The sequence below is a fragment of the Streptomyces sp. NPDC102514 genome (assembly GCF_055584525.1).
Map to the genome: position 1 here is coordinate 641,282 of NZ_JBVJLW010000004.1, position 26,228 is coordinate 667,509.

Genomic DNA, 26,228 nt, shown 5'->3' on the forward strand with positions numbered 1-26,228 from the left:
GGGCCGGGTTGCCATCGGTCGTGCCTCAGTCGTACGTCATCCGCCTGTGCGGGGAGTGACCGCAAAGCTTCCCATCTGTTCCGGTAGGAGGTAGTGGCTGAACCGACGATGCCCAGGCATTCCTATGCTGCGCTGCGTAAGCTGGATCACCAACTAGTGAGGCGCGCGAGCGGGGGATAGGGCAGCATGGACGATCGGCTTCGCGACTTCGCGAAGGGCTCACCCAACTTCGGGCTGCTGTATCAGCACCAGCCGTTGCTCTCCCTGTATGGGGCTTCCGCCGAAGCGACCGTGTTTACCAACCCCAATTCCTCGTTGGTCCAGGCGGGCCAGTTCGGCGAGGTCCTCGCTGAGGAACTGGTCGCCCGTATCGGCATGCGGATCGAGGGCGACCGGCAGATCGATCGGCTGACTGCTCTGACCAGGTCCGGAGTACTCGTTCCGGAGATCCGCGATGACTTCGACCGGCTGCGACGCGACCGGAACAAGGCCGCCCACAGCCACCTCTTCGACACCGCGCGGGCCCTGGCTGCTGTACGGATCTGCTACCGGCTCGGCCTCTGGTTCCACGATGCCATCGACGGACGACGAACCGTCGCCGAGTTCGTGCCACCCACGGATCCTGGTGACAACGCTCAGATCACGGACCCGGCCGAGCTGGCCGAGCTACGCGAGGCTCTCGACGGCCACCGCCAGGCGCTCACGCAGGCCCGCACGCGGCTCGCCGAGGCCGGCGATGCGCTGGAAGCCGAGCGCAGGGCGCGCGCCGAGGCCGAGAACCTGATTGCCAACGCCGACGCCAACAAGACCGAACTTCTTGCACGGGTCGAGCAGCTGAGCACCCAGATCGAAGACCTGCGCGCCGCCCAGCAGGCGAAGTACGAGGCCGCTCGCAAGCAGCCGCGCTCGGTCGACGCCAAGCGGCGCGAGGCGATCATCCATCGTGCGCAGCGGCCCGCCGCACTCAACGAGGTGCAGGCCCGCGAGGCCATCGACGAGATGCTGCACGTGGCGGGATGGGTCGTCCAGGACCGCGATCAGGTCAACCCGGGAGAAAACCAAGGCGTGGCTGCACGTGAGTTCACGCTGGCCACCGGCCGCGCGGACTACGTTCTGTATGTCGACGGCAGGATCGTCGGTGTGATCGAAGCCAAACGGGAGGGTGACCATCTCTCCAGCGCCGTGGAGCAGAACGACCGGTACGCGGCTGGTGTCCTCAAGGAGCACCGGCTTGCCGTCTGGCGGGAGGCGGAGCCGTTTGCGTTCCGCTATGCGACGACCGGCACCGAGACCTATTTCATCAACCGCCTCGACCCCGACGCCCGATCCCGCGAGGTGTTCTCCTTCCACCGTCCCGAGACTGTGGCCGCCTGGATGCATCGCGCCGACGAGACACCGGCAACCCCAACGTTCCGGGCTGCTCTGCGCCGACTGCCCGTGTTGGAGCCGAACGGGTTGCGTCTCGCCCAGATCGACGCCATCAGCGGTCTGGAGAAGTCCTTGGGAGAGGACCGGTCGCGGGCACTGATCCAGATGGCGACGGGCGCGGGCAAGACCTTCACCGCTGTGGCGCAGACCTACCGGCTGCTCAAGCACGCCAAAGCGCGCCGGGTCCTGTTCCTCGTCGATCGCAACAACCTGGGCAGGCAGGCGTACGACGAGTTCCGCAAGTTCACGACGCCAGACGACGGCCGCAAACTGTCCGACATCTACAACGTCGACCGGCTCGGGGCAGCGAGCCTCCAGGACACCTCATCGGTGGTCATCTGCACTATCCAGAAGATGTACTCGCTGCTGCGCGGGGAGAACCTCGTCGATGACGAGCAGGCGGACGAGGCTTCGGACAGCACGGTGTACGAGGACACGTACGCGACGGACCTGCCAATCGAGGTCTCCTACAATCCGAAGGTGCCGATCGAGTCCTTCGACCTGATCATCGTGGACGAGTGTCACCGCTCGATCTACGGACTGTGGCGGGGTGTACTGGAGTACTTCGACGCACACCTGGTCGGTCTGACCGCCACCCCCACACTTCAGACCCTCGGCTTCTTCGGCCGCAACCTGGTCTCCGAGTACACCTATCCGCAGGCCGTCGCGGACGGGGTGAACGTCGACTTCGACGTTGTACGGATGCGCACAGATCTGCGCGAGAAGGGCGCAGCGACCATTGAGTCGGGCACGACGGTGCGAGTCAAAGACCGCAAGACGCGGCGGCAGCGTTACCAGGAGCTGGACGACGACTTCACCTACACGACGGGGCAGATCGGCCGCTCGGTGGTGACGGTGGACGAGATCCGGGCGGTGCTCACCGCGTACCGGGACAACTGGCGGCGCTGGTTCCCCGGCAGAACCGAGCTCCCGAAGACCCTGATCTTCGCGGTCGGCGAGGACCATGCGGAAGATGTCCTTGCCCAGGTCAAGGAGGTCTTCGGGCGTGGCGACGACTTCGCGAAGAAGATTACGTACAAGAGCCGCCAGGCTGGAGAGGATCCAGACGAGCTGATCCGTGCGCTGCGAACCTCGCCTCGGATGAGGGTCGCCGTCACCGTCGACATGATTGCCACCGGTACAGACGTGAAGGCCCTGGAATGTGTGATTTTCCTGCGTGAGGTGCGCAGCGCCGTCCTCTTCGAGCAGATGAAGGGCCGTGGCGCCCGCACCATCGACGCGACTGAACTCCAGGAAGTCACTCCGGACGCGGACGCCTCCGTCCGCAAGGACCGGTTCGTACTCGTTGACGCGGTCGGCGTTACGGACTCCCCGCTGGTGGACGCCAAGCCGCTGGTACCCGCGGGCGAGCGGCAGGTCTCACTGGCGAAGCTGCTGGACAAGGCCGGTACGAAGTCGATCAGCACGAGTGAGGCCGAGATTCTGGCGGGGCGGCTGGCGCGGCTCAATCAGCAGTTGACGGAGGAGGAGCGCGAGCAGCTGACGCGCGCTTCGGGCGGCCGCACCCTGTCGGAGATCGCGGGCGCCATCGTGAAGGCGGTGGACCCGGACCGGCAGGAGCGGGCGCTGGAGCAGGGCGGCCAGACGGCCGCCAGGCGGCTTGTGGAGGACGCGATCGCTCCACTGACGGAGTATCCCGATCTTCGGCGGCACATCATCGAGATCCGGCGAGACAAGGACTACCTCTTCGACGAGTTCACGGCCGTCGAGGTGATGGACCTCGACGAGATCCCGCGGGAGGAACGGGCCCGGGAACAGGTCGGCCGCTGGAGCCGGCTACTGAAAGACGAGCGAGACCGCATCGCGGCGGTCAGCATCGCCCTGACAAGCCCGCGGTCCGTTTCCCCTGCGGAGACGTACGCCGCGCTGAAGGAACTGGCACTGGAGATCCGTCGCCCGCAATATGCGTGGACGCCGCAGGCCCTGTGGACGTACTACGAGGACCTGGGAGTGGCGGTCCATTCCGACGGCGGCCGGGAAGCGGGCGTCCCTGATCTGATCTCGCTCATACGGTACGAGCTAGGGGTGGACGAGGAGCTGCGGCTTTACCGTGAGACGGTGGAGGAGCGCTTCGAGGGGTGGCTGTTCAAGCAGCAGCAGGCGGGTGCAGACTTTTCGGAAGAGCAGCTGTGGTGGCTGCGGTCCGTAAGGGATGTGGTAGCCAGCGACGTCGGCATCAGTCCGACAGAGTTCAATGCCGAGCCATTCAGAGGGAAAGGTGGCGGGCGTGGGTTCCAGCAAGCGTTCCCGGGGCGGAATGTTCGGTCGTTGTTGAGTGAGCTGAATCGAGAGTTGGCTTGAGCGGGTTGAATGAAATGGAGCTTCCGTCCGGGTGGACTAGCACGCCTCTCGGGAACATCTGCATCCCTGTCGATAAAGTTGGACGTGAGGGATTTAATAGCGCCCGCTTTCAATACATCGATATCGGCTCAGTTAGCAGTTCGGAACGTCGAATTACCTCCGCAAGCTGGACGGAATCTTCCGACGCTCCTGGAAGGGCTCGGCAAATTGTAAAGGAGGGAGACATTGTCTATTCCACGGTTCGCCCGTACCTCCGAAAGATCGCCCAAGTGCCCGGTGGGCTTGATGGCCATATTGCTTCCACTGGATTCAGTGTAATTCGTCCGCACGGCGAGATTGATGCCCGGTATATCTTCTATGTTGTGCAGAGTGCACTGTTCGAGCAGCAGCTTTTCCCCAAGCAGCGAGGCGTGAGTTATCCGGCGGTGCGCGATGCAGATGTATTCGAGACGCAAATCCCGATTCCGCCAGCACGTGAGCAACGCCGAATCGTCGAGACCCTTGAATACCACCTCTCTCGCCTAGACGCAGCAAGCGCCAATCTTGGCACAGCCTCGGACCGCACTCGCGCATTCAAGAAATCAGTCCTCTTTTCAGTCATCCCAGAGAACCCGCCGGCTTCTTGGGAAGTGACTACCGTGGAAGGTGCCGGAACTGTCGATCTCGGACGCCAACGACATCCCGATTGGCACACCGGGCCGCTAATGACGCCGTACCTGCGCGTGGCTAATGTATTCGAAGATCGAATCGATGTTAGCGATGTCAAGGAAATGGACTTCTCTGGCGTGTTCGAACGCTATCGACTTGAACCCGGCGACGTACTTCTCAATGAAGGTCAGACGCCAGACCTTGTTGGTCGTCCCGCGATCTATCGCGGTATTCCTGAAAACGCGGCCTTTCAAAAGAGCCTATTGCGCTTCCGTCCACGTCCAGGCGTTCTGTCAGAGTGGGCGCTTCTCGTATTTCGACGCCATTTGCACGCCAAGAGATTTAAGCGTGAGGTGAGAATCACGACTAACATCACCCACCTTCCTGCCGTCCGGTTCAAGCCTATCGAATTCCCAATTCCTCCTCTGCCCGAGCAAGAACGGTTGATTCAGTTGGCCAGAGCGCAACTCGATGGCGCGGACCGACTGGCTGCATCTGTGTCGCGTGCTCTGGGCAGAGCGGCGCACCTAAGGGCCGCACTCCTCAGTCGCGCCTTCAGCGGGGGGCTTCTACCCCAAGACCCCGCCGACGAGTCCGCTTCTGAGGTTCTCGACCGCATCCGTGCCGAGCGTGAGGCGCACGGCGTCAAGCAAAAGCGAGGCGCCCGCCGCTCCCGCAACACGGCTACCGGAGACGTGCCCCGCCCGCCTCTTGCATCCTCGACACCGCCTCCCATCAACGCCGTTCAGCAGGAGTTTCCGCTGTGACCCCCGTATCTCCCGCCCTGGCGCATGCCCAGACGAACAGCCTTGTTGCCAAGCTCTGGAACTACTGCAATGTCCTCAGGGACAACGGCCTCTCCACCATCGAGTACGTCGAGCAGCTTTCGTACCTGCTTTTCCTTAAGATGGCCGACGAGATCGCCTCCGACCCTTTCACTGAGGAAGAGGCCAAGACCGTCGTACCCACCAAGTACGACTGGAAGTCCCTCGCTCGCCTCAAGGGAATCGACCTTGAAGTTCATTACCGCAAGATTCTTGCGGAACTCGCCAAGAATCCGGGCACCACCCTCGGGACGATCTTCGCCAAGTCTCAGAACCGGATCACCGAGCCTGCTCTCCTTGAAAAGCTAGTCGTCGAGCTGATCGGCAAGGAGGACTGGTCGATCCAGGGCGCGGACCTTAAGGGCGATGCGTACGAGGGTTTGCTCGCCAAGGGAGCGGAAGACACCAAGACCGGTGCTGGCCAGTACTTCACGCCCCGCGCGCTCATTGATGCCATGGTCGATGTGATGCAGCCAGGCCCTGACGACACGATCACCGATCCGGCTTGTGGTACCGGCGGCTTCCTGATCGCTGCGCATAGCTACATCCGTAAGCACCACATGTGGCATTTGTCGCGGGAGCAGCGTCTTGCGCTCGGGTCCGGCAAGATCTGGGGCAACGAACTGGTCACTGGCACTGCCCGTCTGGCCGCGATGAACATGCTGCTGCACGGCATCGGTGACGCCGATGGCGAGTCGCTTATCACCGTGGGTGACGCGCTTGCCGAAAAGCCCGAGCGCCATGCGTCGCTAATCCTCGCCAACCCGCCTTTTGGGAAAAAGTCCGCGATCAGGATCGGCGGCACGGATGGCAAGGCCGAGAGGGAAGACATCTCGTACGAGCGGGACGACTTCCGCGCCACCACCACGAACAAGCAGCTCAATTTCCTCCAGCACATCATGTCGCAGTTGGAGATGAACGGCCGTGCGGCCGTGGTCCTGCCGGACAACGTGCTCTTCGAAGGCGGCGCGGGCGAGAAGGTACGACGCCGTCTGCTGGAAGAGTTCGACCTGCATACGATCCTGCGCCTGCCCACCGGAATCTTCTACGCGGGCGGCGTCAAGGCCAATGTCCTGTTCTTTGAGAAGAAGCCCCCCCGCAGCGCGGACGCCCACAACACCTCAAAACTCTGGGTCTACGATTTCCGAACCGCTAAGCACTTCACTCTGAAGCAACACCCACTGACCCGTGTGGTGTTGGACGAGTTCGTCGAGGCGTACCTCCCCGGCAAGCCGCGTGGCGAGCGGGTGGAGTCCGAGCGTTTCAAGTGCTTCGACTACGACGAGCTCATCGCCCGCGACAAGGTGAATCTCGACATCACCTGGATGAAGGACCCGGCTCTCGACGACGCCGACAGCCTTCTGCCGCCCGAGGTGATCGCTCAGGAGATCGTCGAGGACTTGCAGGCCGCGCTGAGCGAGTTCGCGGTCATCGCGGAGGCTCTTGGTGGTGAGGTCTCGGCCGATACCGACGCTATTGAGCCAACTGGGCGCGGTTGATCCGCAAGTGGGTTGCCCCTGCCCCGCCCCGCCGGAATCCTGAGTTCCCAGACGAGCGAGACGGGGGAGTTTCATGTCGGCCGCACAGCCGCAGACACGTGAGTTCCGGGCGTTCCTCACGAACATCGAGTATGCCCGGAAGATGATCGTGGCGGGTCAGAGCCTGGCTGCCTTCCAGTCTCCGGTCATCGACATTGGTGACTTCTACCGCGCTGCCTGGGTACAGGCCGTCAGCGCCATCGACCACTGGTTCCACGAGGAGCTGTACCGGCGCGTCGCCGAGCTGGCCGCTGCGGACAGTCCCGGAATGCCCTACCAGCTGACCAAGTTCGAGCTGCCCTTGGTCAAGGTGGAGGAAGTTCGGCGCGGTACGACGACGCTTGCCGAGGCCGTCTCCGAGCATGTCAAGGCGAAGTGGGGCAACGCGGCACTGCAGAATCCTCGCAAGATCAGCGAGGCGCTGAAGCTGGTGACGGAAGAGGACATCTGGGCCAAGGCCGCCGTCCAGCTCAACGAGTGGAACCACGGCCGTACGTCCATGAATGCGCAGACACTCAAGCAGAAGTACAACTCGATCACCGATCGCCGCAACAGGATCGCCCACGACGCTGACCTGTTGGATGGAGACCTCAAGCGTCGCCGCCCCCTCTCCGACGCTGACGTGACCGACGCGATCGACTGGATCGAGCGAATCGCCCTCGCCATCGCCACCGTGATGGGATGAGCCGACTCCTCAGACACCGTCATCGCGGCTACGCCACCGTTCGAAGTTGACGGCAGCCCTGACGGCAACGACGGCACACAGACGCGCACGATCGCCATCCTGAGCGATTGCAGCAGGAGGCCGTGGGCACCTCTCGTCACGTGTTGCCCGATCCTACGGATCAGAAGGTTGCAGGTTCGAATCCTGCCGAGTGCACAGCAGACCAAAGGCCCTGTGAAGGAACCTGCGGGGCCTCTGGCTTTTGCGTTGACGGCAACCCGGTTCGGGCGTGGACCAGGTGCGTCCGTGCGTCCGGTGGATCTTGTTGCGACGGCCGATACAGTGGCGTAGGCGCCTTGGTCAGGCGGCAGCGTAGGTCATGGTTGATGTCCCAACCTTCGAGGAGCTCGTCGGTCCGGCCAGGCTAGCGGTGCCGGTGTGATGGGGACGTCAGGGGCGACGACGCTTGTGCTGGCGGGCAGCTCCGCGACCCGGCGTAGTCGCCATACGAGTACGTCGCTGATGGAGTCCGCCGTGCCGAGTTCTCGTCGTGCCGTGGCGTCGATCAGGAGGGCTGCCGGGTTGTAGCCGACGGCTTCAGCATCGGCGAGAGTGGCGGCCAGGGCGTACCAGCCTGGCTCGGCAAGAATTCGCTCCGCCAGTTCCGGCACCGCCTCGTGTACCACCATGCTCTGTTGGCGCAGCCGGGCGCGGCCCAGAAGCCGGCCGTGTCGGTACAGGGCGTCGAGAGGTTGGGCGGCAGCCCTCTGGTAGGCGGCGCGCAGGTGCTTTGCAGTTTGGTGTGCTGCGGCTGCTTGCTGGTGGTGGCCCTTCTTGGCGTGCCAGTGGCCGGCCGCGGTGATGAGGAAAAACAGCATGTCGATCACCATCGCTGTCGTCGCGCCGTCTTCACCGCGGCCGAGGGCGGGTCCGCCGTGGACGAGGTCGCGGGCGGCCTGGTGCAGGGCGCGGTCGTGTCCGCGCTCGGCGCGGATGTGAGAGCGCGAGGCCCGCTCGAACGCGCGGGCTGCGTCGCGCAGTGCGTGGCGGGTGTGGGCGGCGGATGTCTGCGCCAGTGCGTCCAGGACTTCACCGGCTGCGGTGATGTGTCCGGCGACCACCGTGTCCTTGCCGTGCTCGATGACCAGGACTGCCTGCCAGACGGTGGAGGCGGTGTATCGGCGGGCGGCAGCTGCGGTGAGCGGTGTCGCGCGGTCAGCCGGCTCGGTCGGGACGCTGGCAGTGTCCTGGACGACGGCGCCGGTGGTCCAGCGTTCTCGGATGCGGGGGAGGGACAGGTCCGGCGCGAGACGTGCGCCGGGGTAGAAGACAGGCTGGCTGTCCTTGTTGCGGTCGTCGGGCAGGGCGACCTTGTAGCCGAGCAGGTCTCCGGAGGGCGCGGCCCGTTTGCGGATGAGCAGGCCGGCGGCGGCCAGCCGGTCGAAGAACTCCTCTTCGCTCTTCGTGCCGGCCGCAGCCCGGCGTACCGTCTCGCGCAGTTCCTCCCGCGCGGTGCGTTCTCGGCCCATGCGTTCGGCTTTGTGGCGCTCGGCGCTGGTGGGCCGCTGGGCGGCGGTACCGTCGCCGGGCGTGACCTGGTGCAGGCCGTACTCCTTCTCGATCAGGCGGCATTCGGCCTGGGCGCGTTTGCCGGAGCGGTAGTCGTCGGGTCGGCTGCCGTCCTCGCAGACCAGGGTGGCGATGATGTGGATGTGGTCATCCGCGTGGCGCACGGCGGCCCAGCGGCACCCGGGCCGACCGTCGCCGGGGTCGATGCCGGTGGCGGCCACGACGCGCCGAGCGATCTGCTCCCATTCCTCGTCGCTGAGTGTCCGGTCGTCCGCGGTCGCGCGCACGGAGGTGTGCCAGACGTGCTTGGCGGGGCGGGCGTGCCCGGGCAGTGCCTGGACGGGCTGGTCGAGGAGGGTCTGCAGGTCCTTGAGCGTGGCGTTGGGGTCGCGGCCCGGGTCGGGGGACATGCCGTCGAAAGAGGCGACGAGGTGAGGGTCGGTGTGCTCCTCGCGCTTGCCGGGACCGTAGAGATAGGTGAGCAGGCCGATCGTCCGGGAGCCAGGTGCGTGAACACGGGGAATCACGAAGCGTGCCGCTCGATCAGTCGGGTGCAGGCTTCGTTGACGGTGTCGGCGGCGCGCAGCACGGCACTGATGGCCGTCCATAACTGCGGGGTGTCCTCGGCACCGGCGTTGAGGGCCTTGACGGCCTGGTTGAGGTTGCTGCCGGCCCAGCCGAGCTTGCGACGGCTGTCGAACAGGACGGTGATCACTTCCCGCTCGTCGGCTATCTCCGCGCTGGTGCGATCGAGATCACGGGCAGCAGCGAGGGCGGAGCGGGCGAGGAAGCCGGCGACGGACAGGTTGCAGCGGGCGGCGGCGGACCTGATCACGGCGAACTCGTCGTCGTTGAAGCGCGCATTTGGCTGGTGCAGGCGCTTCTTCTCACGTGGCTGACGCGGACGCTGACGGGCACGGTCGGCGCGCTCGCGGCGACTGCGGCGCTCGGTCGGCTTCTCCTCCTGCCCCGGCTTCGATCCGCCCTCGGTCGACGCCGAGACTTGCGCCTCCCGGTGCAGGTCACCCCTCGCCCCTCTGGGGGCGGGGTCGGTGGAAGCTACGCTTCCGCCCCAACTTGCTGTGCTGTCTGGGGTCAGGGTGGTGGTTATCCCCTGCGGGGAGGAGGGGGTTTCGTGGTGAGGATCGTGCATGGATCGGTTCTCCGTTGGGGTGCTGGTGTCGGATGCTTCGCTGTGCCGGTCCCTGTGCGCTGTTCTGCGTGGGGCACGGGGGATCCGGAGGGATGAGGCGATCGGTGTGTTCGTGAGGGTCACGCGGTGCCGACGGGGGTTGTGTCGAGCTCCGTCTGTCGCTGGGAGGTGGCTTCGGCGAGTCCGTCGAGAGGTGCGGCTTGGGCAGTGCGTTCGGCCTGCAGTTGGTCGCGCAGGGCGCGAGCGCGCTTCTGGCCGATTCGTAGTGCGACGCGTAGGCGCTCGGCGCTCAGTCGGTCGTCGCTCCAGTCGGCGGTCAGGCGCCGGGCTTCGTCGAGGACTTCGGCGTCGGTGCGGGTGTGGTCTGCCATCGACTTGGCAGTAGGGGGGACCCGACCGGTTGCCCGACGCGGAGCGGCTCCGGTCGGCTTTGCCGCGGTGGCCGACCGGAGCGGTCGGGGAAGGGCAACCGACTCGTCGGCCTCAGTTGGCCACAGCACGGATGCCCCGGCGACCTTCATGGAGGGCGACTCGGTCAGCTGCTCGGGGACCGATGCAGCCTGGTCAGACCTCGACCGTGTGGCTGGTTCGTCAGCTTGCTGACTCTCCGACTGGGCACAGGCTGCTTCGGCAGAGTCGGCCGACTCGCGGTTGTGGTGCAGCACCTTCGCCACAAGGTCCGACCCGAAGTAGATCGACCCGACCGGGAGCGAGGTCGCCAGCAGTACAAGAGCCCAGTTCGCTGGGTTCCAGGCGGCCAGTCGACCCCGCTGGATCGGCGTGGTGTGCAGGGCCGGAAGGAGGCCGTGCACGTAGTTCAACAGGAGGCTGGCGATCGTGTAGGCCGCCAGGATCCGCAGCGCGAACTTGCGGTCGGTACCGGTCAGCACGAGCGTGGCGACCAGCGCGAGGGCCATCAGCCCGTCGACAACGATCGGGTAGAGCAGGGCGGCGGTGGAGTCGGCGCCGATGGCGCGGGCCACGTCGGACAGAGCGTTCCACGAGACCCGGAAGGCCATGAGGACGACGGCCACCAGGCCGATGACGAGGGTGATGCGTCCCTTTCGGTTCACGCGGCGACCTCCAGCGGGTGCGAGTGCTCGGCCGCCGGAGCGAGCGGGAGCAGGACGATGCCAGCGCGGATGCTGCGGCTGCCGCGCACGGCAGCCGGGGCTATCGGGGCAGGGAAGGGCAAAGCAGGCACTCCAGGGATGGTGCGGGGGCTTGTAGTGAGGCAGTGAGGGCGTTCACGGCGGGGGCGTACACGCGGGCCCCCTTCTAGAGGGGGCCCCGCGCGTGATCGCTTGGGCGCGTGTACGGCGTGGACGCTCGCGTGATCGTTTGACCTGTGGTTTTGCGTGGAGCGTGTGCGCTGTGAGCGGTTCACGGCGGCGTCTGGGCGTGAGGTCCGCGTGTACGGTCGCGTGATCGCTTCACGCGGGCCGGGAGAGGGTTCAGCCGACGACGGTGAGGTGGCGTACGGAGGCGTAGTAGCGGGTCTGCTGTCCGCCTCCGGCTCCTCCGGCGATCCCGTCGGCCTTGTTGGCCAGGCCGCTGTCGACGAGGCGGGTCAGGTGGCGTCGTGCCTTTTCCACGTCGGCGCGGTCGGGGTCGCCCCCGCCGATCAGGGTGGCTGCGAGCTCGCGGGCGGTCAGCCCGTTCGGGGCGTTGCGGAGCAGGACGGCGGGGTCCTTGCTGGGGTCGACCGTGGTGGTGCCGCGCACGTGGTCGTGGGTGACGTCCAGCGGACCGATCTCCCCGGTGGGGGTCTTGAGGTGGTGCAGGGTGACGGCGGGGTCGCCGGCCTTGCCGGTGACGAACAGGACGCTGCCCGCGCCGGAGACGTACCAGGTGGAGCCGTAGACCTGGTCCAGGCTGGGGCGCTGGCCGCGCGGGGCGTCGGCTGTGGCCTTGCGCTGGTGGTGCAGCTCCAGGATCTCCACACCGCCTCGCAGGGCGCGATTGCGGGCGTTGTGGAAGGCGACCGCGAGGCTGTCGTCGACCATCGTGCTTACGGCGTCCTTGAGGCTGTCAATCACGATGGTGTCGGCCCGGTGGGCGGCGGCGAGATCGGCGAGAAGGTCGGGCTCCTTGTCCAGGCTGGCGGGCAGCGGGCCCTGCCAGACGACGAGTCCGTCGCGCAGGATCCTCTCGTCGGTGTCGAAGACCCGCCGGGCCATGGCTTTGGCGATCTGCTTCGGGCGGTCCATGGCCAGGTAGAGCACCCGCCTGCTGGGGGCGACCGGCATCTCCAGGACCGTTTCCTGCAGGCCGAGGCGGGCGAAGACCACCTGGTGGGCCAGGGTGGTCTTGCCGACCCCGGGAGCGCCGACGATCATCAGGCTCTCGCCCGGTGCCCAGACCGTCTTGTCGCGCGTTCCCCACAGAGGTTCGGCGCTGGCGCCGGTCTCTTTGACGAAGGCCCACCCGTCGACGGCGAAGCGGGACAGGCGGCCCTGTCCCGAAGCGAGAGCACGCTCGCGCTCGGTGCGCACCTCCGCTTCGATCTCGCTGCGTATCTCGTCAGGGTCGGCGCCCGGCTCCTGGGCACGCTGGACGGTCCGCACGGCGGAGGCGAGCAGGCGGCGCAGGTCGGCCTTCTGCCGGATGATTTCCGCATGGTGCTCCGCGCTGCCGGTGCCGTAGAGCGCGCCGGCTAGTTGGTGCAGGTAGCTGTGGCCACCGACACGCTGCAGGTCCCCCTGCTGCTGGAGCAGCTCGGTCAGGGCGATTGGATCGGTCGGTCTGCCCTCGCGGTGCAGGGCGAGCAGCGCACGCCAGACCGTCTCGTGCGCGGGCCTGTAGAAGGCGTCCTCGCCCAGGATCGGCCGTACCGCGTCGATGACGTCGCCGTTGTGCATGCACGCGCCGAGCACCGCGCGTTCGGCCTCCACGTTGAAAGGCTGCGAGAGCTCGTCCGGTGCTGACGTGTGCCAGTCCATGGAGCGGGATGGCGTATTCGGCTGGACATCGGTCATACTGGGTATCAGCTCCTCTGCTCGCGGGCCATACGGGACGGCAATCCCGGCCACGCGGGTCGATCGCTAGGGATGGCGGTTGAGAGGTTTGCGCTTGGCCCCCGGTGACAACCGGGGGCTTTTTGCGTGCGGCGCTACGTGGAGTGGGTCGCGGGCTCCTTGGGCTGATGGGGGTGGGACTATCAGCATGCCACACGAATTGCGGATCGCAGAAGTTTTCTGCGTCTCGCAGAATGGATGCTACTCTTTAGGGGTCGCTGTAAATGGCAGTGGCCTGCTCCGAACGGAAGGAGGTAGTCGTGGCAGACGACGACGCCCCGCAGGGCGTGCTGCTCAGTGGCGAGGCGAACGTCGCTGTGCGCATCAAGCTGGAGCGCGAGGCGCGCGGCTGGAGCACCAATGCCCTGTCCGATCGCCTGAACGAGGCCGGCTTCGAGATGAATCCGTCGGCGGTCTGGCGTATCGAGAACGGCAAGCGGCGCATCAACCTCGACGAGGCCATCGGCTTTGCCGAGGTCTTCGGCATGGACCTGCGCAACCTCGTCGGTCCACCACAACTCGCCGCCCAGGCCCGTGCCATGGAACTCATCGACGCCGTCGTGGACGCGTTTCGCGAGACCCAGCGCGCCAACGCCGCCTACACCCAGGCGCGTGACGCCCTGGACGCCTACCTCGCCGAACATCCCGGCATCCGCGAGGAAGCGGACGTGATGGTTTCCAACGCCATGGCCGAGGCTTCCGCCAAGCATCTGCTGGAGGCTTACGGACCGCCGTCCGCCAAGCGCCAAGACGAGGCCGAAGCCTCCGGCGAGGCATAGCCTCCACCCCTTTCTCCACTCCGTCCTGGGCCCGCAAACCCCCAGGGCGGGCACCTCACCCATCCCCAGTGATCAACCGGCGGTCCGGTGTTGCCGCACCCACGCCCGCCAGGAGAGGACCCACCCCTTGCGCCGATCCGCAATACCCCCTGCCTCCACGTCAGTTCCGTACTCGGAGGCCGCCTTCCTACGCCTCTACGTCCCGGAGGAGGTCGCCGCCGTCCTCGGCTGCTCCGCCTGGTGGGTCAAGGACCGTGCCCGCCGACGGCTCATCCCCTTCACGCGCGTAGGCCGCGCCTACCGCTTCACCGGTGAGCACCTCGCGGAGATCATCCGCATGAACGAGACCCGCCCCGCCTCGCCGCAACAGCACCCGGCGGCTCGCGCTCCCAAGCAGCCAACTCCCCGGCTCTCCCCGCCGGCTGCCGTACCCACGGCTCGCCTGCGCGCACGGTCCCCACGTCGCGCACGCGAGAACCAGTTCGGGACCGCTGCTTAGGGCGACGAGGGGAGGGGAAGCACACGTGGGTTTCGCGGAGAAGCGCGGAAACTACTGGCGCGGCCGGTACAAGACCGCGCCCGGCAAGCACCTCACGGTGGTCGACGACAACGGCAAGGCGATCCGGTTCGCCACCAAGGGCGAGGCCCAGCGCGCCGCGAGCGAGGCCGAGAACAAGTATCGGCGCGGTGACTGGCGCGACCCGGCACTCGGCCAGGAGACCTTCGGCGAGTACGCCAACCGCTGGTACGAGGCCCAGGACCTGGCTGCTTCGACCATGCAGAACTACAAGCGCCACATCGAGGAGCACCTGCTTCCCGACTTCGAGGACAAGGCGCTCGCCGGCATCCTGCGCACGGACGTCGACCTGTGGGAGAAGAAGGAGAAGGCCGCCTACGCGGCGTCCAGCGTCAAGACCTGGCGCTCGACGCTCCACCTGATCTTCGAGGACGCGATCGACGAGGGCCTGTTGACCTCGAACCCAGCCGCCCGACGGCGAGGACGCGGCAAGCGCGCCGGCCGTTCCCGTGACCGTGGTCCGGAGAAGGTCGTCACCGACCCGCTCGGCATCCTGCTGACCGCAGAGCGCGCCGCCCTGCTCTCCGGCCGTGACGACGAGTTCGTTGCCGTCGTCCTCAAGGGCTACACCGGCATGCGCTGGGGCGAAATCGTCGGCCTGGAGACGGAGTTCGCCCGCCGCGGCTCCGTCCGCGTCGAGTGGCAGCTGTACGAACTCGACACCGGCGAGCTGGTGCGCTGTCCGCCCAAGGACGACAGCTACCGCACCATCGACGTGATGGGCTGGCTGTCGGCCCTGGTCGCCAACCACGTCGCCCGCACGAAGCCGAAACCCTGTCCGTGTCACGGCAAGACCTACGTCTTCCGGGGCCAGGGCGCGGCCCGTACCGGCGGCCATCAGGGCGCCAAGCTCGTCGACGTCGCACGCCGTGCTGAAGTCTCCACGGGCACGGTCTCCAACGTCCTCAACCACCCCGACCGCGTCACCGACGCCAAGCGGGCGAGGGTGGAGCAGGCCATCGCGGACCTGGGGTTCGTGCGGGGCGGTGTGGTGCCGAAGCACGCAGCCCACTGGCGTCGAAACGGCTTCGCGACGTGGCTGTTCACCCCGGCGGTCTCCGGCTGGTACCCGAAGAAGGCACCGCAGGAAGCTCGCCCCGTACCGCTGCTCGGCGAGCCGTGGCCAGGCGTCCCGGCCCGAGGGCGCGGCGCCAGTGACCGGGCCGACGCCTGCTGGCTTCCCATCGCCAAGGGCCTCACACCCCACGGCCTTCGCCACACCCACCGGACCGTGATGGAGGACCTCGGCACCGAGAAGGTCCTCATGGACGAACGCATGGGCCACATCGATGGCTCCGTCTCGGCGCGCTATGCCCATGTCACCCCCGGCATGCGCGAGCGCCTCATGCGCGGACTGAACAAGCAGTGGGAGACGGCGCTCGACACTCGCCTGGCGATGAGCCCCACGTCACCAGTGCGCGTACTCAGTGAACTCCTGCGTGCACGCAGGGAGGCCCGCAGCCTGGCGACGCCTGGATGAACGGTGCGACACCTGTGCCTCGCGATCACCGTGCGGGGCACAGGTACTTCCTCCGTGCGACAGCCATTTCGACGGCCGGGGATCAGACGGCGAAGGCTTGACCGCAAACGAGGCAGTGATACGGGCCCGACCCTTCTTCAGGGACCTTTATCGGCTCGTACGAGTGGCAGGGGGACGTCACGATGACCATGTCATCAGGCTCGGTGAGTGGAGTCGGTACGTCCGGTGCGTCGATGCCGCCTTTGAAGTCGAACCTCACGTGCTTGCTGCTGGCGCCCTTGAACGCGTCCCGTAGCCCCTGCTCGAACTCTTGCGTGGCTGCGGGAAGAGCCATGCCTTGGGCGTATTCGAGTTGCTCCTGTGTCCACCAGGAGTCCATTCCAGCGGGCTGCCCGCACAGGGGGCAGTAGTAGGCCGCCGGGGCGGACTGCTCCTCGGCCTCCTCGTTCGCTGGACCGTGATGCCACTTGAACTGTCGTACGCAGTGGGGGCATTCCCGTCGGAGGAACCCGTCGTGATCCAGGGGAAAGGTCAACTGGATGTCCATGTCACGCTCCGCTCACGAACTCTTCGATCTCGATTGGTGTCCCATCGACGGTTTTGGCAGTGATGGTGATGGTGAAGTACGAGTTTGAGCGTGACGCGAGAGAGTCCGACGACATGCGCCCCACGCGCACGGACTTGCCTTCGGGCAGCTTCGGGACAGGAAATTCATCGGCATTTCGCGTGATGAGCCCAACCTTGGCATCAGCGTCGACGTCTAGCTCGTACACGTCGCCGGGACCGTGGTTGATGATCTCGACAGCATCGATCTTGTTGCGCCCATTGTCGATGTACCGGGCCTTCAGCTGGGGCGTGCCTGCCGCCTGCGATGACGGCAGTTTCCGGCCCATCGGAAGCCCCCCGCCCGGGGGAACCGGTGGAGTCAGGTCGCCGGCCTCGTGCCAGTCCGTCCCTGTCAGACGGACAGCACACCCTGCGGTTTCCAGGCGGGTCGCGAGGTCCTGCCGCTTCTTGACGCTGTTGTCGAGGCGGACGACATGCCGACCGTGGATGTCGCTGAAGACCTTCACCTGTCCGAGTTCCACGATCACAGTGCGGTCCGCGTCGCGGCCCATGGCCATGCCGGCTTCGAAGAGCACGTTCGGGCGCGGCTGCATCTGCGGGTTGCACTCTGGATCGCCGGGGTGAGTCAGGCTCTCGTGCAGGTAGGTGACATCGTCCGGGGTCTGCAGGACGACGACTGCTTGGGCGCTGCCGAATGCCGCATCGAGGATCTCGCCGATGTACGGGGAGCCCTTTCCCGTCATGCGGCCTGCTTCCGACCACTCGATCGGGTCGAGCCCGATGGCCCGTAGGAACTCGAACAGTCCCCGGCGCGCCCGATCGTTGCGTCCGTGGATCACGAACACTCTTCGGCGATCTACCCCACGCCCGTCTTCTGTTGTGGTTGGCATGCCTTGCTCCCTGCTGATGTACGAGAGACCTGTGCCACTCGACGTTAGCGGCAGGGTCTGACAACGGACTCAGCTGACGAGCTCTCCACGGCCACGGTGCTCAAGGTTCTCTTACCCATCCGCCGCTGGCGCCCGACTGACGATGTCGGACAGAGGCCCCCGATAGGTGGTGCCGAGCTTGCTCACAACGCCCAGGGTGGGGCCGGGTCCGTTCTTCATGCGACTCACGTAGTTTTCCGGCAGCAGCACCCGGTCGCCGACCTCAAGTGTGCTCCCGCGCCAGCGGTAGGCGTATCCGCCGACGTCCACGACCTGGTGGCCACCGATCTCGTAAACGCGCTTCACGTCGTCCAGCTGCTCCTCAAGCTCTTTGACGCGCTGTTCCAACCGCTCGATCCGGGATCTGGAGTAGCTTGCGCTGCTCTCGCTGCCGGACTTGTAGCCTTCGCTCCACCCGCGTCGGTGAGCCTCGGCCACGGCTTTGTCCTGCTCCGTCGCATGCGTGCCGCACGCCACGTCCGAGCCCGATATCCGGACCTTGCATGGGTTCCCGGAGCGGGTCGGGCGCCCGCAGGTGCGGTTGTGCTGATCCGTCATGTGAGATCCCCCTGGGAGAAGCTGACCGTGATCCTCTCTCAGGTTTGCTGTCGGTGGACGGCGGAAATCAGACATACCTCGGATCTGTTGATTGGTGCGTGGCGGTGCCGTCGACCTGGCTCAATGGACGTATGGAGACCGGGGAGCGTTGGGCGTATCGGGCCACGCCGAAGGGACTGGGTGGCGCGGTGCGCCAGGTCGAGATTGTCCGGGTCCGCGGTTCTGGAAGATCAGGGAACATTCATGTGCGGTTCCTGGATGGTGATGAAGCTGGCCTGCAGGAGTGGGTGAGTCCCAGCTGCCTGATGGCCTCCTGGAATGACGTTGACGCCTTCAGAGCGGATGACACGGCGGAGCTGGCGCTGGCCGAGGCGTCGAGGGAGGTCCGGGGCAGTACGGATTTCGAGGCCGCCCGCATGATCCTCGGCTTCGTCCGCCCGAAGAACAGGCTCCGCCTGCGCCGAACGGTGGCCGATGCCGGGGTCCTGGAGCTGAGCCGCCTCGACGAGACGGCACCGCTCATCGGCATGGACGCAGCCGAACTCCGCGGCGACGCCATGGTCTACGAGAACCGCCACGGCATGTGCTTGGCCGGATGGCCGGTCACCGAGCGCGTCGCCCGCCAGGTCGCCGGCCGCCTCGCCGACGAGATCCTTCCGGAGGTGGACCGCAAGCAGCAGGGCATCGAGCAGGAGCGCGCCCAGTCCTCCTGGTACTCCTACAGCCGCCGGGACGACCGGAAGCTGGACGCGGAGTCGGCTGTCCTGCGAACCGTCCGGGCCTGGTGCGGCGAGGACAAGGCCGACCGCTACGACGAGTTGGTCGCCCTGCGCGCCGAGGTCATCCGGCTCGGAGAACTCGTTGAGAAGGCGGTCAAGGCTCTACGCGACCGAGGGCACGGCGTCATCGCCTCCACCATTGAGCGCGACCTAGGCGTCCATATCGCCACCCTTGATCCTGACGTGCGTCGATGACGCCGCGCCACGAGTCCGGCTCCGGCTTGGGAGGCGTTGGCTGAGGCGGAGGCTCCTTCTCCGGCCGGTCCGGCCGCCAGCCGTCGAGGAACGGTCGCAGCTGCTTCTTCGTCGGCTCCACGTTGAAGTCACGGGCGGCCAGACCCTTGCCATTCGTCGTGGGGTCGAGCTGATCGGCCTCTGTGTTCCCCCAAGCCGACCACTCGCGCAGCCTCTCAGCTTCGAGGGCGTCCTCCGATGCGGCGGCGACGTCATCCAGCGCGGCACAGAAGGCCCGGATCTCACCGGCGGCCCGCCACTGCTCCAGGGCCGTGCCGAAATGCTCGGCCCGTACCGCGTGAACCGCCTGCACCGAAGCCGCACTTACCGCGGCCTCCCACTCCCGCCGCTCGCGCTCCTCCCGTTCCTCCGCCAGTCGTCGGCGCTCGGCCTCCTGGCGCTCCCGCTCCTCGCGGAGACGCCGTTGCTCCGCCTCTCGTTCTAGCCGGGCCTGCTCCTGCTCCTCCGCGCGTGCCTTCAACGCCCGGAAGATTGAGGCGATCTGCTCCTCCAACGGCTTCTTGGCCGTGTCGGTCCATTCCTTCTTCCAGCCGTAGTTGTAGCTGTAGCCCGAGTTCTCGCTGACCAGCAGCTCCAGTTCGCCGGACGGCTCGGACTTGTGGGCCGGCGTGACCCGCTGCCAGTCGTACGTACGTCGGCCCGGCTGCTTGGGGACGTACCGGACCTGCTTCTGCCGCTCACGGAAGCCGACCTCGTACGTCCTACCGTGGACAGTGAGCAGCGGCCTCGGCTGCCTGCGCTTCTTGGACACTGCGATCTCGCCGTACCGCGCGAGCGCCTGATCGGCGAGGAGCCGGATCAGCGCGAGCACCCTCGGCAGGACCTCCTCGGAGATCTCGAAGGCGCTGTGGTCCTTGGTGACCGCGGCGAGCACGTCCTCGACGTCGGTGATCACACGGCTGCGCGCCAAGCGGATCCGGTTCCACTCGGTGTCGTCCTCACCGGTCACCCGGAGCAGGCCGAGGAAGAAGTCGCCCTTCGCCCGCCCGCTGTACTTCAGGTGGTACCCCTCCGGAGCGCACTGCCGCGCCGCGTCGAACGCCCTGCGATACCGAGCCCGTTCCGCCTCGCTGGGGTTCGGGATCCGAAGGAATCGTCCGGCCTCCTGCACCTGCGCGATGAGCGTCGGCCCGACGGCCGCCGGCGACGGGCGCGGGGGTTTCACAGCCCGTTTCGGAGCGGGCTTCGCCTCGGTCGGAGGATCGACATCCTGTGACGGACCCGAAGCAACCGTCTCCCCGGCTTCAGACGCCGCCACGCGAGGCTCGCGTGGAGCCAACTCCGGACGGTCGGGATGATGCCCGTGCTCCAGATAGAAGTGCCCGGCGTCAGTGATCTCCGCCTGGCACCTCCCCTTCTTCCGGGGCATGGTCACCAAGCCCCGGTCCCTGAGCGCGCGAGCCGTGACGGCGAGCTCGGGGCTGTCCGACGTGACGGGGTCGGTTCCGGCCCCGATGCGGGTGAGGAGTGCGAGCTGCCGGTCATTTAACGGAGACCAAGGGTGCATGGCGATCGTCGTACCGTCTCAGGTCTGCTCGGCACAAGCCGTGCAGTGAATCATTCGGGGCGCTATGCGTACGCCCGCGCCGAGAGGGGGCAGAAGGCCGCTCCTCGGGGAGCCGCCGGGAGCCGGATCTCGAAGATCACACCGAGTTGGCTCCCAGATGGCTCCCAAAACAGGGCCACAAAGCAAATCAGGCCCGGTTCTGATCTCTCAGAACCGGGCCTGACCTGCTGTTTTGGCTGTCGGGGTGGCGGGATTTGAACCCACGACCTCTTCGTCCCGAACGAAGCGCGCTGCCAAGCTGCGCTACACCCCGATGTCGCTGGCGGCGAGCCACTTGCGTGGTGTGTGCCGTGGCGACGTCGTTTACTTTAGCCCACCGGTGGGCTGAGACGAAATCCGGTTTTCGGGGGCGCGGTGGCGGCGTGGGCCGGGCCTGATGTGGTCCAGGGCGACGAGGAGGACGGCCAGGGCGTAGCAGGCGAGGCCCAGGATCGTGACGTTGCCCAGGACCTCGACGTAGCCGTGCTCGGACACGTCGAGGAAGGGGTACCGGTAGCGGGCCGGCGTGCCCTGGGGGAGGAGCAGGCCCCGGGTGACGGTGTACGCCAGGTACGCGACCGGGAGGATCAGCCAGGTGGCCGCGCTGTGCAGACGCAGTGCCCCCGGGCGGGTCAGCAGGAGCCAGTCCAGCGCGACCGCCACCGGGACCACCGTGTGCAGCAGCTGGTTCGTGACCGCGTGCCAGCCCGTGAGCGCCGAGCCGTCGCTCGTCATGGAGAAGGCGGTCGCGTCGTCGGCCAGGATCAGGTGGTAGACCAGGCCCGTCCCGACCGCGTACAGCAAGGTGCTGGCGGTGACGGACGGCCGCAGCGGGTGGCGGGCCTTCCATGCCCGCCAGGCCGAGACGGTGAACACCGCGGTCACCAGGATGCTGCTCAGGATCGTGGCGTAGCTCAGGACGCGCAGCGGGGAGCCCAGGAGCAGATCGAGCGCCACGCCCGCGGCCGCCGCCAGGGCGACGAGCAGGCGGAAGGCGGCGACCAGGGGACGGCGTACGCGCGGGACCACCGCGTACGCGGGCACGATGGGGACGGCGGAGGCGGCGGCGCTGGCGGCTATGCCGGGGATCCTGGGTATGTCCGGGATGTCCGCAGGTATGGGGGTGGTCATCCCCTCACGCTAGGAGGGGTGGGTAAAAGGGGCGCGGTGGATTGAACCGGATGGGTGGGGGAGGGTCCGGGGCTCTCCCGGCCTCTCCCGGCCGGCCATCCGAAACCCGTTCAGGGACGCCGCCCAGCCGGACCCCGGCCCAGCCACACGGCCCCGCCCAGCGACGCCACCCAGCCGAACCCCGCCCAGCTGAACCCCAGCCCCCTACGCGCCCCCCACCCCCGTAAGCGTCAGCAGCGTCGCCTCCGGGGGACAGGCGAAGCGCACCGGGGTGTACCTGCTCGTCCCGCAGCCCGCCGACACGTGCATGTACGACGTCCGGCCCGACTCCGCCTCCGTGTACGTGGACAGGCCCTTCACCCGGTCGGTGTCCAGGTCGCAGTTGGTGACCAGGGCGCCGTAGAAGGGGATGCACAGCTGCCCGCCGTGCGTGTGGCCCGCCAGGATCAGCGGGTAGCCGTCCGCGGTGAAGGCGTCCAGCGCGCGCAGGTACGGCGCGTGCACGATGCCCAGGGAGAGGTCGGCCGCGTCGGACGGGCCGCCGGCCACGCGCGCGTACCGGTCGCGCTTGACGTGCGGGTCGTCGAGCCCGGTCAGCTCGATCTCGAAGCCGTCGATCTTCAGCGAGCCCCGGACGTTCGTCAGGTTCAGCCAGCCCGCCGCGTCGAAGCCGTCGCGCAGCTCCTCCCACGGGTTGTGGACGACGTTGACGGCGGGCGCGTTGCCGTTCAGCCCGTGCCGGCCCTGCGTCTTCTCGAACAGATAGCGGGCGGGGTTGCGCAGCGTGGGCCCGAAGTAGTCGTTCGAGCCGAAGACGTACGCGCCGGGGAACTCCATCAGGGGGCCGAGGGCGTCCATGACCTCGGGTACGCCCTCGGGGTCCGAGAGGTTGTCCCCGGTGTTGATGACGAAGTCGGGGCGCAGCCCGGCCAGCGAGCGCAGCCAGCGCTGCTTCTTCCGCTGCCCGCTCACCATGTGGATGTCGGAGACCTGGAGCACGCGCAGCGGTCGCATCCCGGGGGGCAGCACCGGGACCGTCACCCGCCGCAGTCTGAACGAGCGGGCTTCGAACCCCGCCGAGTAGAGCAGACCGGCGGCACCAGCCGCCGCGATTCCCAGTGGTACTCCGTATCGCGCGCGCATACGTCCATCGTGTCAGACCCTGGACGCCCCGAACCCCACGGACGGCCCAGGGGCGGACCAGGGACGGTCCACGGACGGTCCATGGGTGGCCCGGGGACGGCCCCTGGGCGGTCCACCGACGGCCTGCGGGAGCCGCCCGCCGAAATCCATGGGCGTCCGCCGCACCACACCTGCGACAATCGGCCCCATGACCACGCTCAAGTCGAAGCTGCAGGCAGACCTCAACGCCGCGATCAAGGGGCGCGACGAGCTCCGTTCCTCGACGCTCCGGCTGACCCTCGCCGCCGTCCAGAAGGAGGAGGTCGCGGGTACGCAGAAGCGCGAACTCTCCGACGACGAGGTGCAGAAGGTGATCGCCAAGGAGGCGAAGAAGCGCCGCGAGGCGGCCGACGCCTTCGCGCAGGGCGGCCGTGCCGAGTCGGCCGAGCGCGAGAAGGCGGAGGGCGAGGTCCTCGCCGAGTACCTGCCCAAGCAGCTCTCCGACGACGAGCTGCAGCAGATCGTCGCGCAGGCGGTCGAGGAGGCGAAGGCGGCCGGCGCGGAGGGCCCGCGGGCCATGGGTCAGGTCATGAAGATCGTGAACCCGAAGGTGGCCGGCCTGGCGGAGGGCGGCCGGGTCGCCGCGGAGGTCAAGAAGCGCCTCGCGGGCTGAGCCCCGGACCCCGCGACCGGCCCCCGGGCACTCCAATCGGCCGCAGCCGCAGCCGCAGCCGCACGGCAGCCGCATCCGCGCCGCAGTCGCAGCAAAAGGCCCACCCGCAGCCGTACGCCGATGGGGGCGCCCCTTGCAACAAGGGGCGCCCCCATCGGCGTACCAGCAGACAGGCGTACAAGCAGCCGGTCGGAAGTCAGGCCGGGCTACGGCCAGTTGCCGCCGCCACCGTTCCCGTTCCCGCGGTCGTTGCCGCCGTCGTTCCCGCCGATCGTCCAGTCGTCGGGGATGGAGAAGGTCGGCGTGGGGATCTGGGGCTGGCCACCGTCGGTGCCGCCCCCGTTGTCATTTCCCCGGTTCTCCCCGTTGCCGTTCCCGTTGTGGTCGCCGTTGTTGTCGTCGCCGCGGTCCCGGTCGCGGTCCTTGTCCCGGTCCTTCTCGGGGTCGGGGATGTCGACGAGGTTGAAGCCGGGGGAGTCCTTGCCGGACAGGGCGCCGGTCATGGCGTCCTTCCAGATGGGCCCTGGTACCGCGCCGCCGAAGACCTTCTCGTGCCACGTCCCGCCGATGGTGATGTTGACCATCTTGACCTTCTGGGTGGCGCTGCCGACCCAGACCGCGCCGGACAGGTTCGGCGTGTAGCCGACGAACCAGGCGTTCTTGCGGAAGTCCGTCGTACCGGTCTTGCCGGCGTTGGCGCGGTCGGTGAGACCGGCCTGCTGGCCCGTACCGGAGTCGACCACTCCGCTGAGCAGTGTGTTGATCGTGTCCGCGGTGGTCTCCGACATCGCGCGCGAGCACGAGGACTTCGGAACCGACAGGGACTTCTTCTCACCGCCGAGCTTCTGGCTGATCGACGCGATCGCGATCGGCGTGCAGTACTCGCCCCGGTTGGCGAAGGCGGCGTACGCGCTCGCCATCGTCAGCGGCGAGATACCGGTGGAACCGAGGGTCATCGACGAGGGCTGCTCGGGCAGCTTGGTGCCGTTGCCCTGCACCACGCCCAGCTTGTCGGTCATCTCCACCACCGGGCACATCCCGATGTCTTCGAGCATCTGCACGAAGTAGGTGTTGACCGAGAGCGCCATGGCTTTCTTCAGCGGGTACGGGCCGACCTCGGCCTCGTCCTCGTTCTCGACCTTCGCGTTCTCGCTGTTGCGCCAGGTCTTCCCGCCGCACGCCTGGACGCTGTCGGGATACGGCATCTCGTACGGCGCCGGATAGGACTGCGTGGCCGGCTTGCCGCCCTCCAGGGCCGCCGCGGCCAGGAACGGCTTGAACGTCGAACCGGTCGGGAAGCCGAAGTTCGAGCCGCCCATCTTCTGGTCGACCGAGTAGTTGATCTCGGTCTCGTTCTTGCCGTAGCCGTACGGCTTCGACTGGCCCATTGCCAGGATCTTGCCGGAGCCGGGCTCGACCAGTGTCGATGCCGCCGCGACCTTGTCCGACTTGTTGACGTGGTCCTTGAGCGAGGTCTGGACCGATTTCTGAGCCTGCGGGTCGAGCGTCGTGCGGATCGTCAGACCGCCCTGGTTCCAGACCTTGGCCCGGGCCTTCTGGGTCTTGCCGAAGACCGGGTCGGTCAGGAACACCTCACGCACGTAGTCGCAGAAGAAGCTGGAGTCCTTGACGGCCGTGATGCAGCCGTTGTTCGGCTTGCTGACCTTCAGGCCGAGCGGCTTCTTCTTGGCGGCGGTGGCCTCCGCCTGCGAGATGTCGTGCACCTCGGCCATGCGCTGCAGCACCACGTTGCGCCGCTTGGTGGCCTCGGCCTCGTCGTTGACCGGGTCGTACCGGGTCGGCGACTGGACGATGCCCGCCAGCAGCGCGGCCTCCTGGACCTCCAGGTCCTTGGCGGACTTGGAGAAGTAACGCTGGGCCGCCGCCTCCACGCCGTAGGCCTGCTGCCCGAAGAACGTGATGTTCAGGTAGTTCTCAAGGATCTTCTTCTTGCCCAGCTCCTCCTCGACCTGGATCGCGAACTTCAGCTCGCGGACCTTGCGGCCGAGGGTCTGCTGGGTGGCCTGCGCGACCTTCGTCGGGTCGTCGCCGGCCTCCTCCACGAAGACGTTCTTCACGTACTGCTGGGTGAGCGTCGAGGCGCCCTCCGAGACGTTGCCGCTCTGCGCGTTCTTGTTGAGCGCGCGCAGGACACCCTTGAGGTCGACCGCGCCGTGCTCGTAGAACCGCGCGTCCTCGATCGCGACGATCGCCTTCTGCATGTACGGCGAGATGTCCTTGAGGTCGACCACCGTGCGGTCACGCGAGTAGACCGTGGCGATCTGGCCGCCCTGGTTGTCCAGGATCGTGGTGCGCTGGCTCAGCGGTGGCCGCTTCAGGTTGGCCGGGATCTCGTCGAACCCCTCGACCGAACCCTTGGCCGCGAGGCCGAGCGCACCGAACGCCGGCACCGCGATCCCGGCCATGACGGCCCCCGCGAGCACACTGACACCGAGGAACTTGGCGGCCTGCTGCGTGGGAGACAGACCACCGCCCGAGCGCTTCTTTGGCATGAGGGCAGCCTACGTTCTCAATCGCCGGACACGCGTATAGGCATTGGCCTAAGCTGCTCTCAACTGTCACAGCAGTAGGACCACGTATCAATACGTCCGGCGACCCCTGTTCGGTTCGGTCGACACTCGACTTTTTTGTTGAGGACGTGCCCGAAT

At 67.0% G+C, this 26,228-nt stretch carries 21 protein-coding genes and 1 tRNA gene; 9 read left to right on the top strand and 13 right to left on the bottom strand.

The window, feature by feature from the left end; genetic code table 11:
- The first annotated feature begins 186 nt into the window (after positions 1-186).
- From ACZ60E_RS14235 to ACZ60E_RS14250, 4 genes are all read left to right on the top strand, one after another.
- Positions 187-3,750, top strand: coding sequence for a DEAD/DEAH box helicase family protein (locus ACZ60E_RS14235; RefSeq protein ID WP_469440385.1), 3,564 nt, complete (start codon positions 187-189; stop codon positions 3,748-3,750).
- Between the two features lie 269 nt (positions 3,751-4,019).
- A complete protein-coding gene (locus ACZ60E_RS14240; protein WP_469440386.1) occupies positions 4,020-5,165 on the top strand; it encodes a restriction endonuclease subunit S in 1,146 nt (381 codons plus the stop codon).
- Entirely contained in the window at positions 5,162-6,721 is a 1,560-nt protein-coding gene (locus tag ACZ60E_RS14245; RefSeq protein WP_469440387.1) for a type I restriction-modification system subunit M, read from the top strand. Before ACZ60E_RS14240 ends, ACZ60E_RS14245 begins: the two co-directional genes overlap by 4 nt.
- 73 nt (positions 6,722-6,794) lie before the next feature.
- A complete protein-coding gene (locus ACZ60E_RS14250; protein ID WP_469440388.1) occupies positions 6,795-7,445 on the top strand; it encodes a hypothetical protein in 651 nt (216 codons plus the stop codon).
- A 356-nt stretch (positions 7,446-7,801) separates the two neighbouring features.
- Here the strand turns inward: ACZ60E_RS14250 and ACZ60E_RS14255 are convergent, their stop codons facing one another.
- From ACZ60E_RS14255 to ACZ60E_RS14275, 5 genes are all read right to left on the bottom strand, one after another.
- The gene (locus ACZ60E_RS14255; RefSeq protein WP_469440389.1) at positions 7,802-9,520 is read right to left on the bottom strand and encodes a relaxase/mobilization nuclease domain-containing protein; all 1,719 of its coding nucleotides are present in this window, start codon (positions 9,518-9,520) and stop codon (positions 7,802-7,804) included.
- Complete coding sequence (locus ACZ60E_RS14260; RefSeq protein WP_469440390.1) at positions 9,517-9,828, bottom strand: mobilization protein; 312 nt, start codon at positions 9,826-9,828, stop codon at positions 9,517-9,519. The genes ACZ60E_RS14255 and ACZ60E_RS14260 overlap by 4 nt, the downstream gene beginning before the upstream one ends.
- 437 nt (positions 9,829-10,265) lie before the next feature.
- Positions 10,266-11,219 carry a DUF2637 domain-containing protein gene (locus ACZ60E_RS14265; RefSeq protein WP_469440391.1) on the bottom strand — a complete coding sequence of 318 codons (954 nt, stop codon included), beginning with the start codon at positions 11,217-11,219 and terminating at the stop codon, positions 10,266-10,268.
- The gene (locus tag ACZ60E_RS14270) at positions 11,216-11,350 is read right to left on the bottom strand and encodes a hypothetical protein (RefSeq protein WP_469440392.1); all 135 of its coding nucleotides are present in this window, start codon (positions 11,348-11,350) and stop codon (positions 11,216-11,218) included. Before ACZ60E_RS14270 ends, ACZ60E_RS14265 begins: the two co-directional genes overlap by 4 nt.
- Positions 11,351-11,600: 250 nt before the next feature.
- Positions 11,601-13,124 (bottom strand): DnaB-like helicase N-terminal domain-containing protein, encoded by a 1,524-nt coding sequence (locus tag ACZ60E_RS14275; protein ID WP_469440393.1) that lies wholly within the window; start codon positions 13,122-13,124, stop codon positions 11,601-11,603.
- Positions 13,125-13,387: 263 nt separating this feature from the next.
- On the opposite strand from ACZ60E_RS14275, the gene ACZ60E_RS14280 reads away from it, so the two are divergent.
- From ACZ60E_RS14280 to ACZ60E_RS14290, 3 genes are all read left to right on the top strand, one after another.
- On the top strand, positions 13,388-13,942 hold the full coding sequence (locus tag ACZ60E_RS14280; protein ID WP_398567855.1) for a helix-turn-helix domain-containing protein: 555 nt from the start codon (positions 13,388-13,390) through the stop codon (positions 13,940-13,942).
- A gap of 127 nt (positions 13,943-14,069) precedes the next feature.
- Positions 14,070-14,441 carry a helix-turn-helix domain-containing protein gene (locus ACZ60E_RS14285; protein ID WP_469440394.1) on the top strand — a complete coding sequence of 124 codons (372 nt, stop codon included), beginning with the start codon at positions 14,070-14,072 and terminating at the stop codon, positions 14,439-14,441.
- 25 nt (positions 14,442-14,466) lie between these two features.
- Entirely contained in the window at positions 14,467-15,999 is a 1,533-nt protein-coding gene (locus ACZ60E_RS14290; RefSeq protein ID WP_469440395.1) for a LacI family DNA-binding transcriptional regulator, read from the top strand.
- A gap of 82 nt (positions 16,000-16,081) precedes the next feature.
- Here ACZ60E_RS14290 and ACZ60E_RS14295 read toward each other — a convergent pair whose 3' ends face one another.
- From ACZ60E_RS14295 to ACZ60E_RS14305, 3 genes are all read right to left on the bottom strand, one after another.
- Positions 16,082-16,546, bottom strand: coding sequence for a hypothetical protein (locus tag ACZ60E_RS14295; RefSeq protein WP_469440396.1), 465 nt, complete (start codon positions 16,544-16,546; stop codon positions 16,082-16,084).
- 1 nt (position 16,547) lies between these two features.
- Positions 16,548-17,456, bottom strand: coding sequence for a TIR domain-containing protein (locus tag ACZ60E_RS14300; RefSeq protein ID WP_469440397.1), 909 nt, complete (start codon positions 17,454-17,456; stop codon positions 16,548-16,550).
- Between the two features lie 111 nt (positions 17,457-17,567).
- The gene (locus tag ACZ60E_RS14305; RefSeq protein WP_469440398.1) at positions 17,568-18,053 is read right to left on the bottom strand and encodes a hypothetical protein; all 486 of its coding nucleotides are present in this window, start codon (positions 18,051-18,053) and stop codon (positions 17,568-17,570) included.
- A gap of 131 nt (positions 18,054-18,184) precedes the next feature.
- On the opposite strand from ACZ60E_RS14305, the gene ACZ60E_RS14310 reads away from it, so the two are divergent.
- Positions 18,185-19,027 carry a PE-PGRS family protein gene (locus ACZ60E_RS14310; protein ID WP_469440399.1) on the top strand — a complete coding sequence of 281 codons (843 nt, stop codon included), beginning with the start codon at positions 18,185-18,187 and terminating at the stop codon, positions 19,025-19,027.
- Here ACZ60E_RS14310 and ACZ60E_RS14315 read toward each other — a convergent pair.
- The 4 genes from ACZ60E_RS14315 to ACZ60E_RS14330 form a co-directional block, all read right to left on the bottom strand.
- Positions 18,957-20,252, bottom strand: a complete 1,296-nt coding sequence (locus ACZ60E_RS14315) for a hypothetical protein (RefSeq protein ID WP_469440400.1) — start codon at positions 20,250-20,252, stop codon at positions 18,957-18,959. The genes ACZ60E_RS14310 and ACZ60E_RS14315 overlap by 71 nt on opposite strands.
- A gap of 581 nt (positions 20,253-20,833) precedes the next feature.
- Positions 20,834-20,907: transfer RNA gene (locus tag ACZ60E_RS14320), tRNA-Pro, on the bottom strand.
- Positions 20,908-20,957: 50 nt separating this feature from the next.
- Positions 20,958-21,764 (bottom strand): Pr6Pr family membrane protein, encoded by an 807-nt coding sequence (locus tag ACZ60E_RS14325; protein ID WP_453792462.1) that lies wholly within the window; start codon positions 21,762-21,764, stop codon positions 20,958-20,960.
- Positions 21,765-21,968: 204 nt separating this feature from the next.
- A complete protein-coding gene (locus ACZ60E_RS14330) occupies positions 21,969-22,907 on the bottom strand; it encodes a metallophosphoesterase (RefSeq protein ID WP_384801459.1) in 939 nt (312 codons plus the stop codon).
- Between the two features lie 187 nt (positions 22,908-23,094).
- Here ACZ60E_RS14330 and ACZ60E_RS14335 point away from each other — a divergent pair, with 187 nt between their 5' ends.
- The gene (locus ACZ60E_RS14335) at positions 23,095-23,559 is read left to right on the top strand and encodes a GatB/YqeY domain-containing protein (RefSeq protein WP_384801462.1); all 465 of its coding nucleotides are present in this window, start codon (positions 23,095-23,097) and stop codon (positions 23,557-23,559) included.
- Between the two features lie 206 nt (positions 23,560-23,765).
- Here ACZ60E_RS14335 and ACZ60E_RS14340 read toward each other — a convergent pair whose 3' ends face one another.
- Positions 23,766-26,072 (bottom strand): transglycosylase domain-containing protein, encoded by a 2,307-nt coding sequence (locus tag ACZ60E_RS14340; RefSeq protein ID WP_469440402.1) that lies wholly within the window; start codon positions 26,070-26,072, stop codon positions 23,766-23,768.
- Positions 26,073-26,228: the final 156 nt, after the last annotated feature.

Excerpts from the sequence above, each read along its gene's own strand:
- ACZ60E_RS14310 (WP_469440399.1), top strand. The coding sequence starts at position 18,185 with ATGGAGACCGGGGAGCGTTGGGCGTATCGGGCCACGCCGAAGGGACTG.
- ACZ60E_RS14295 (WP_469440396.1), bottom strand. The coding sequence starts at position 16,546 with ATGGACATCCAGTTGACCTTTCCCCTGGATCACGACGGGTTCCTCCGA.
- ACZ60E_RS14300 (WP_469440397.1), bottom strand. The coding sequence starts at position 17,456 with ATGCCAACCACAACAGAAGACGGGCGTGGGGTAGATCGCCGAAGAGTG.
- ACZ60E_RS14280 (WP_398567855.1), top strand. The coding sequence starts at position 13,388 with ATGGCAGTGGCCTGCTCCGAACGGAAGGAGGTAGTCGTGGCAGACGAC.
- ACZ60E_RS14250 (WP_469440388.1), top strand. The coding sequence starts at position 6,795 with ATGTCGGCCGCACAGCCGCAGACACGTGAGTTCCGGGCGTTCCTCACG.
- ACZ60E_RS14235 (WP_469440385.1), top strand. The coding sequence starts at position 187 with ATGGACGATCGGCTTCGCGACTTCGCGAAGGGCTCACCCAACTTCGGG.
- ACZ60E_RS14325 (WP_453792462.1), bottom strand. The coding sequence starts at position 21,764 with ATGACCACCCCCATACCTGCGGACATCCCGGACATACCCAGGATCCCC.
- ACZ60E_RS14330 (WP_384801459.1), bottom strand. The coding sequence starts at position 22,907 with ATGCGCGCGCGATACGGAGTACCACTGGGAATCGCGGCGGCTGGTGCC.
- ACZ60E_RS14335 (WP_384801462.1), top strand. The coding sequence starts at position 23,095 with ATGACCACGCTCAAGTCGAAGCTGCAGGCAGACCTCAACGCCGCGATC.
- ACZ60E_RS14305 (WP_469440398.1), bottom strand. The coding sequence starts at position 18,053 with ATGACGGATCAGCACAACCGCACCTGCGGGCGCCCGACCCGCTCCGGG.
- ACZ60E_RS14340 (WP_469440402.1), bottom strand. The coding sequence starts at position 26,072 with ATGCCAAAGAAGCGCTCGGGCGGTGGTCTGTCTCCCACGCAGCAGGCC.
- ACZ60E_RS14275 (WP_469440393.1), bottom strand. The coding sequence starts at position 13,124 with ATGACCGATGTCCAGCCGAATACGCCATCCCGCTCCATGGACTGGCAC.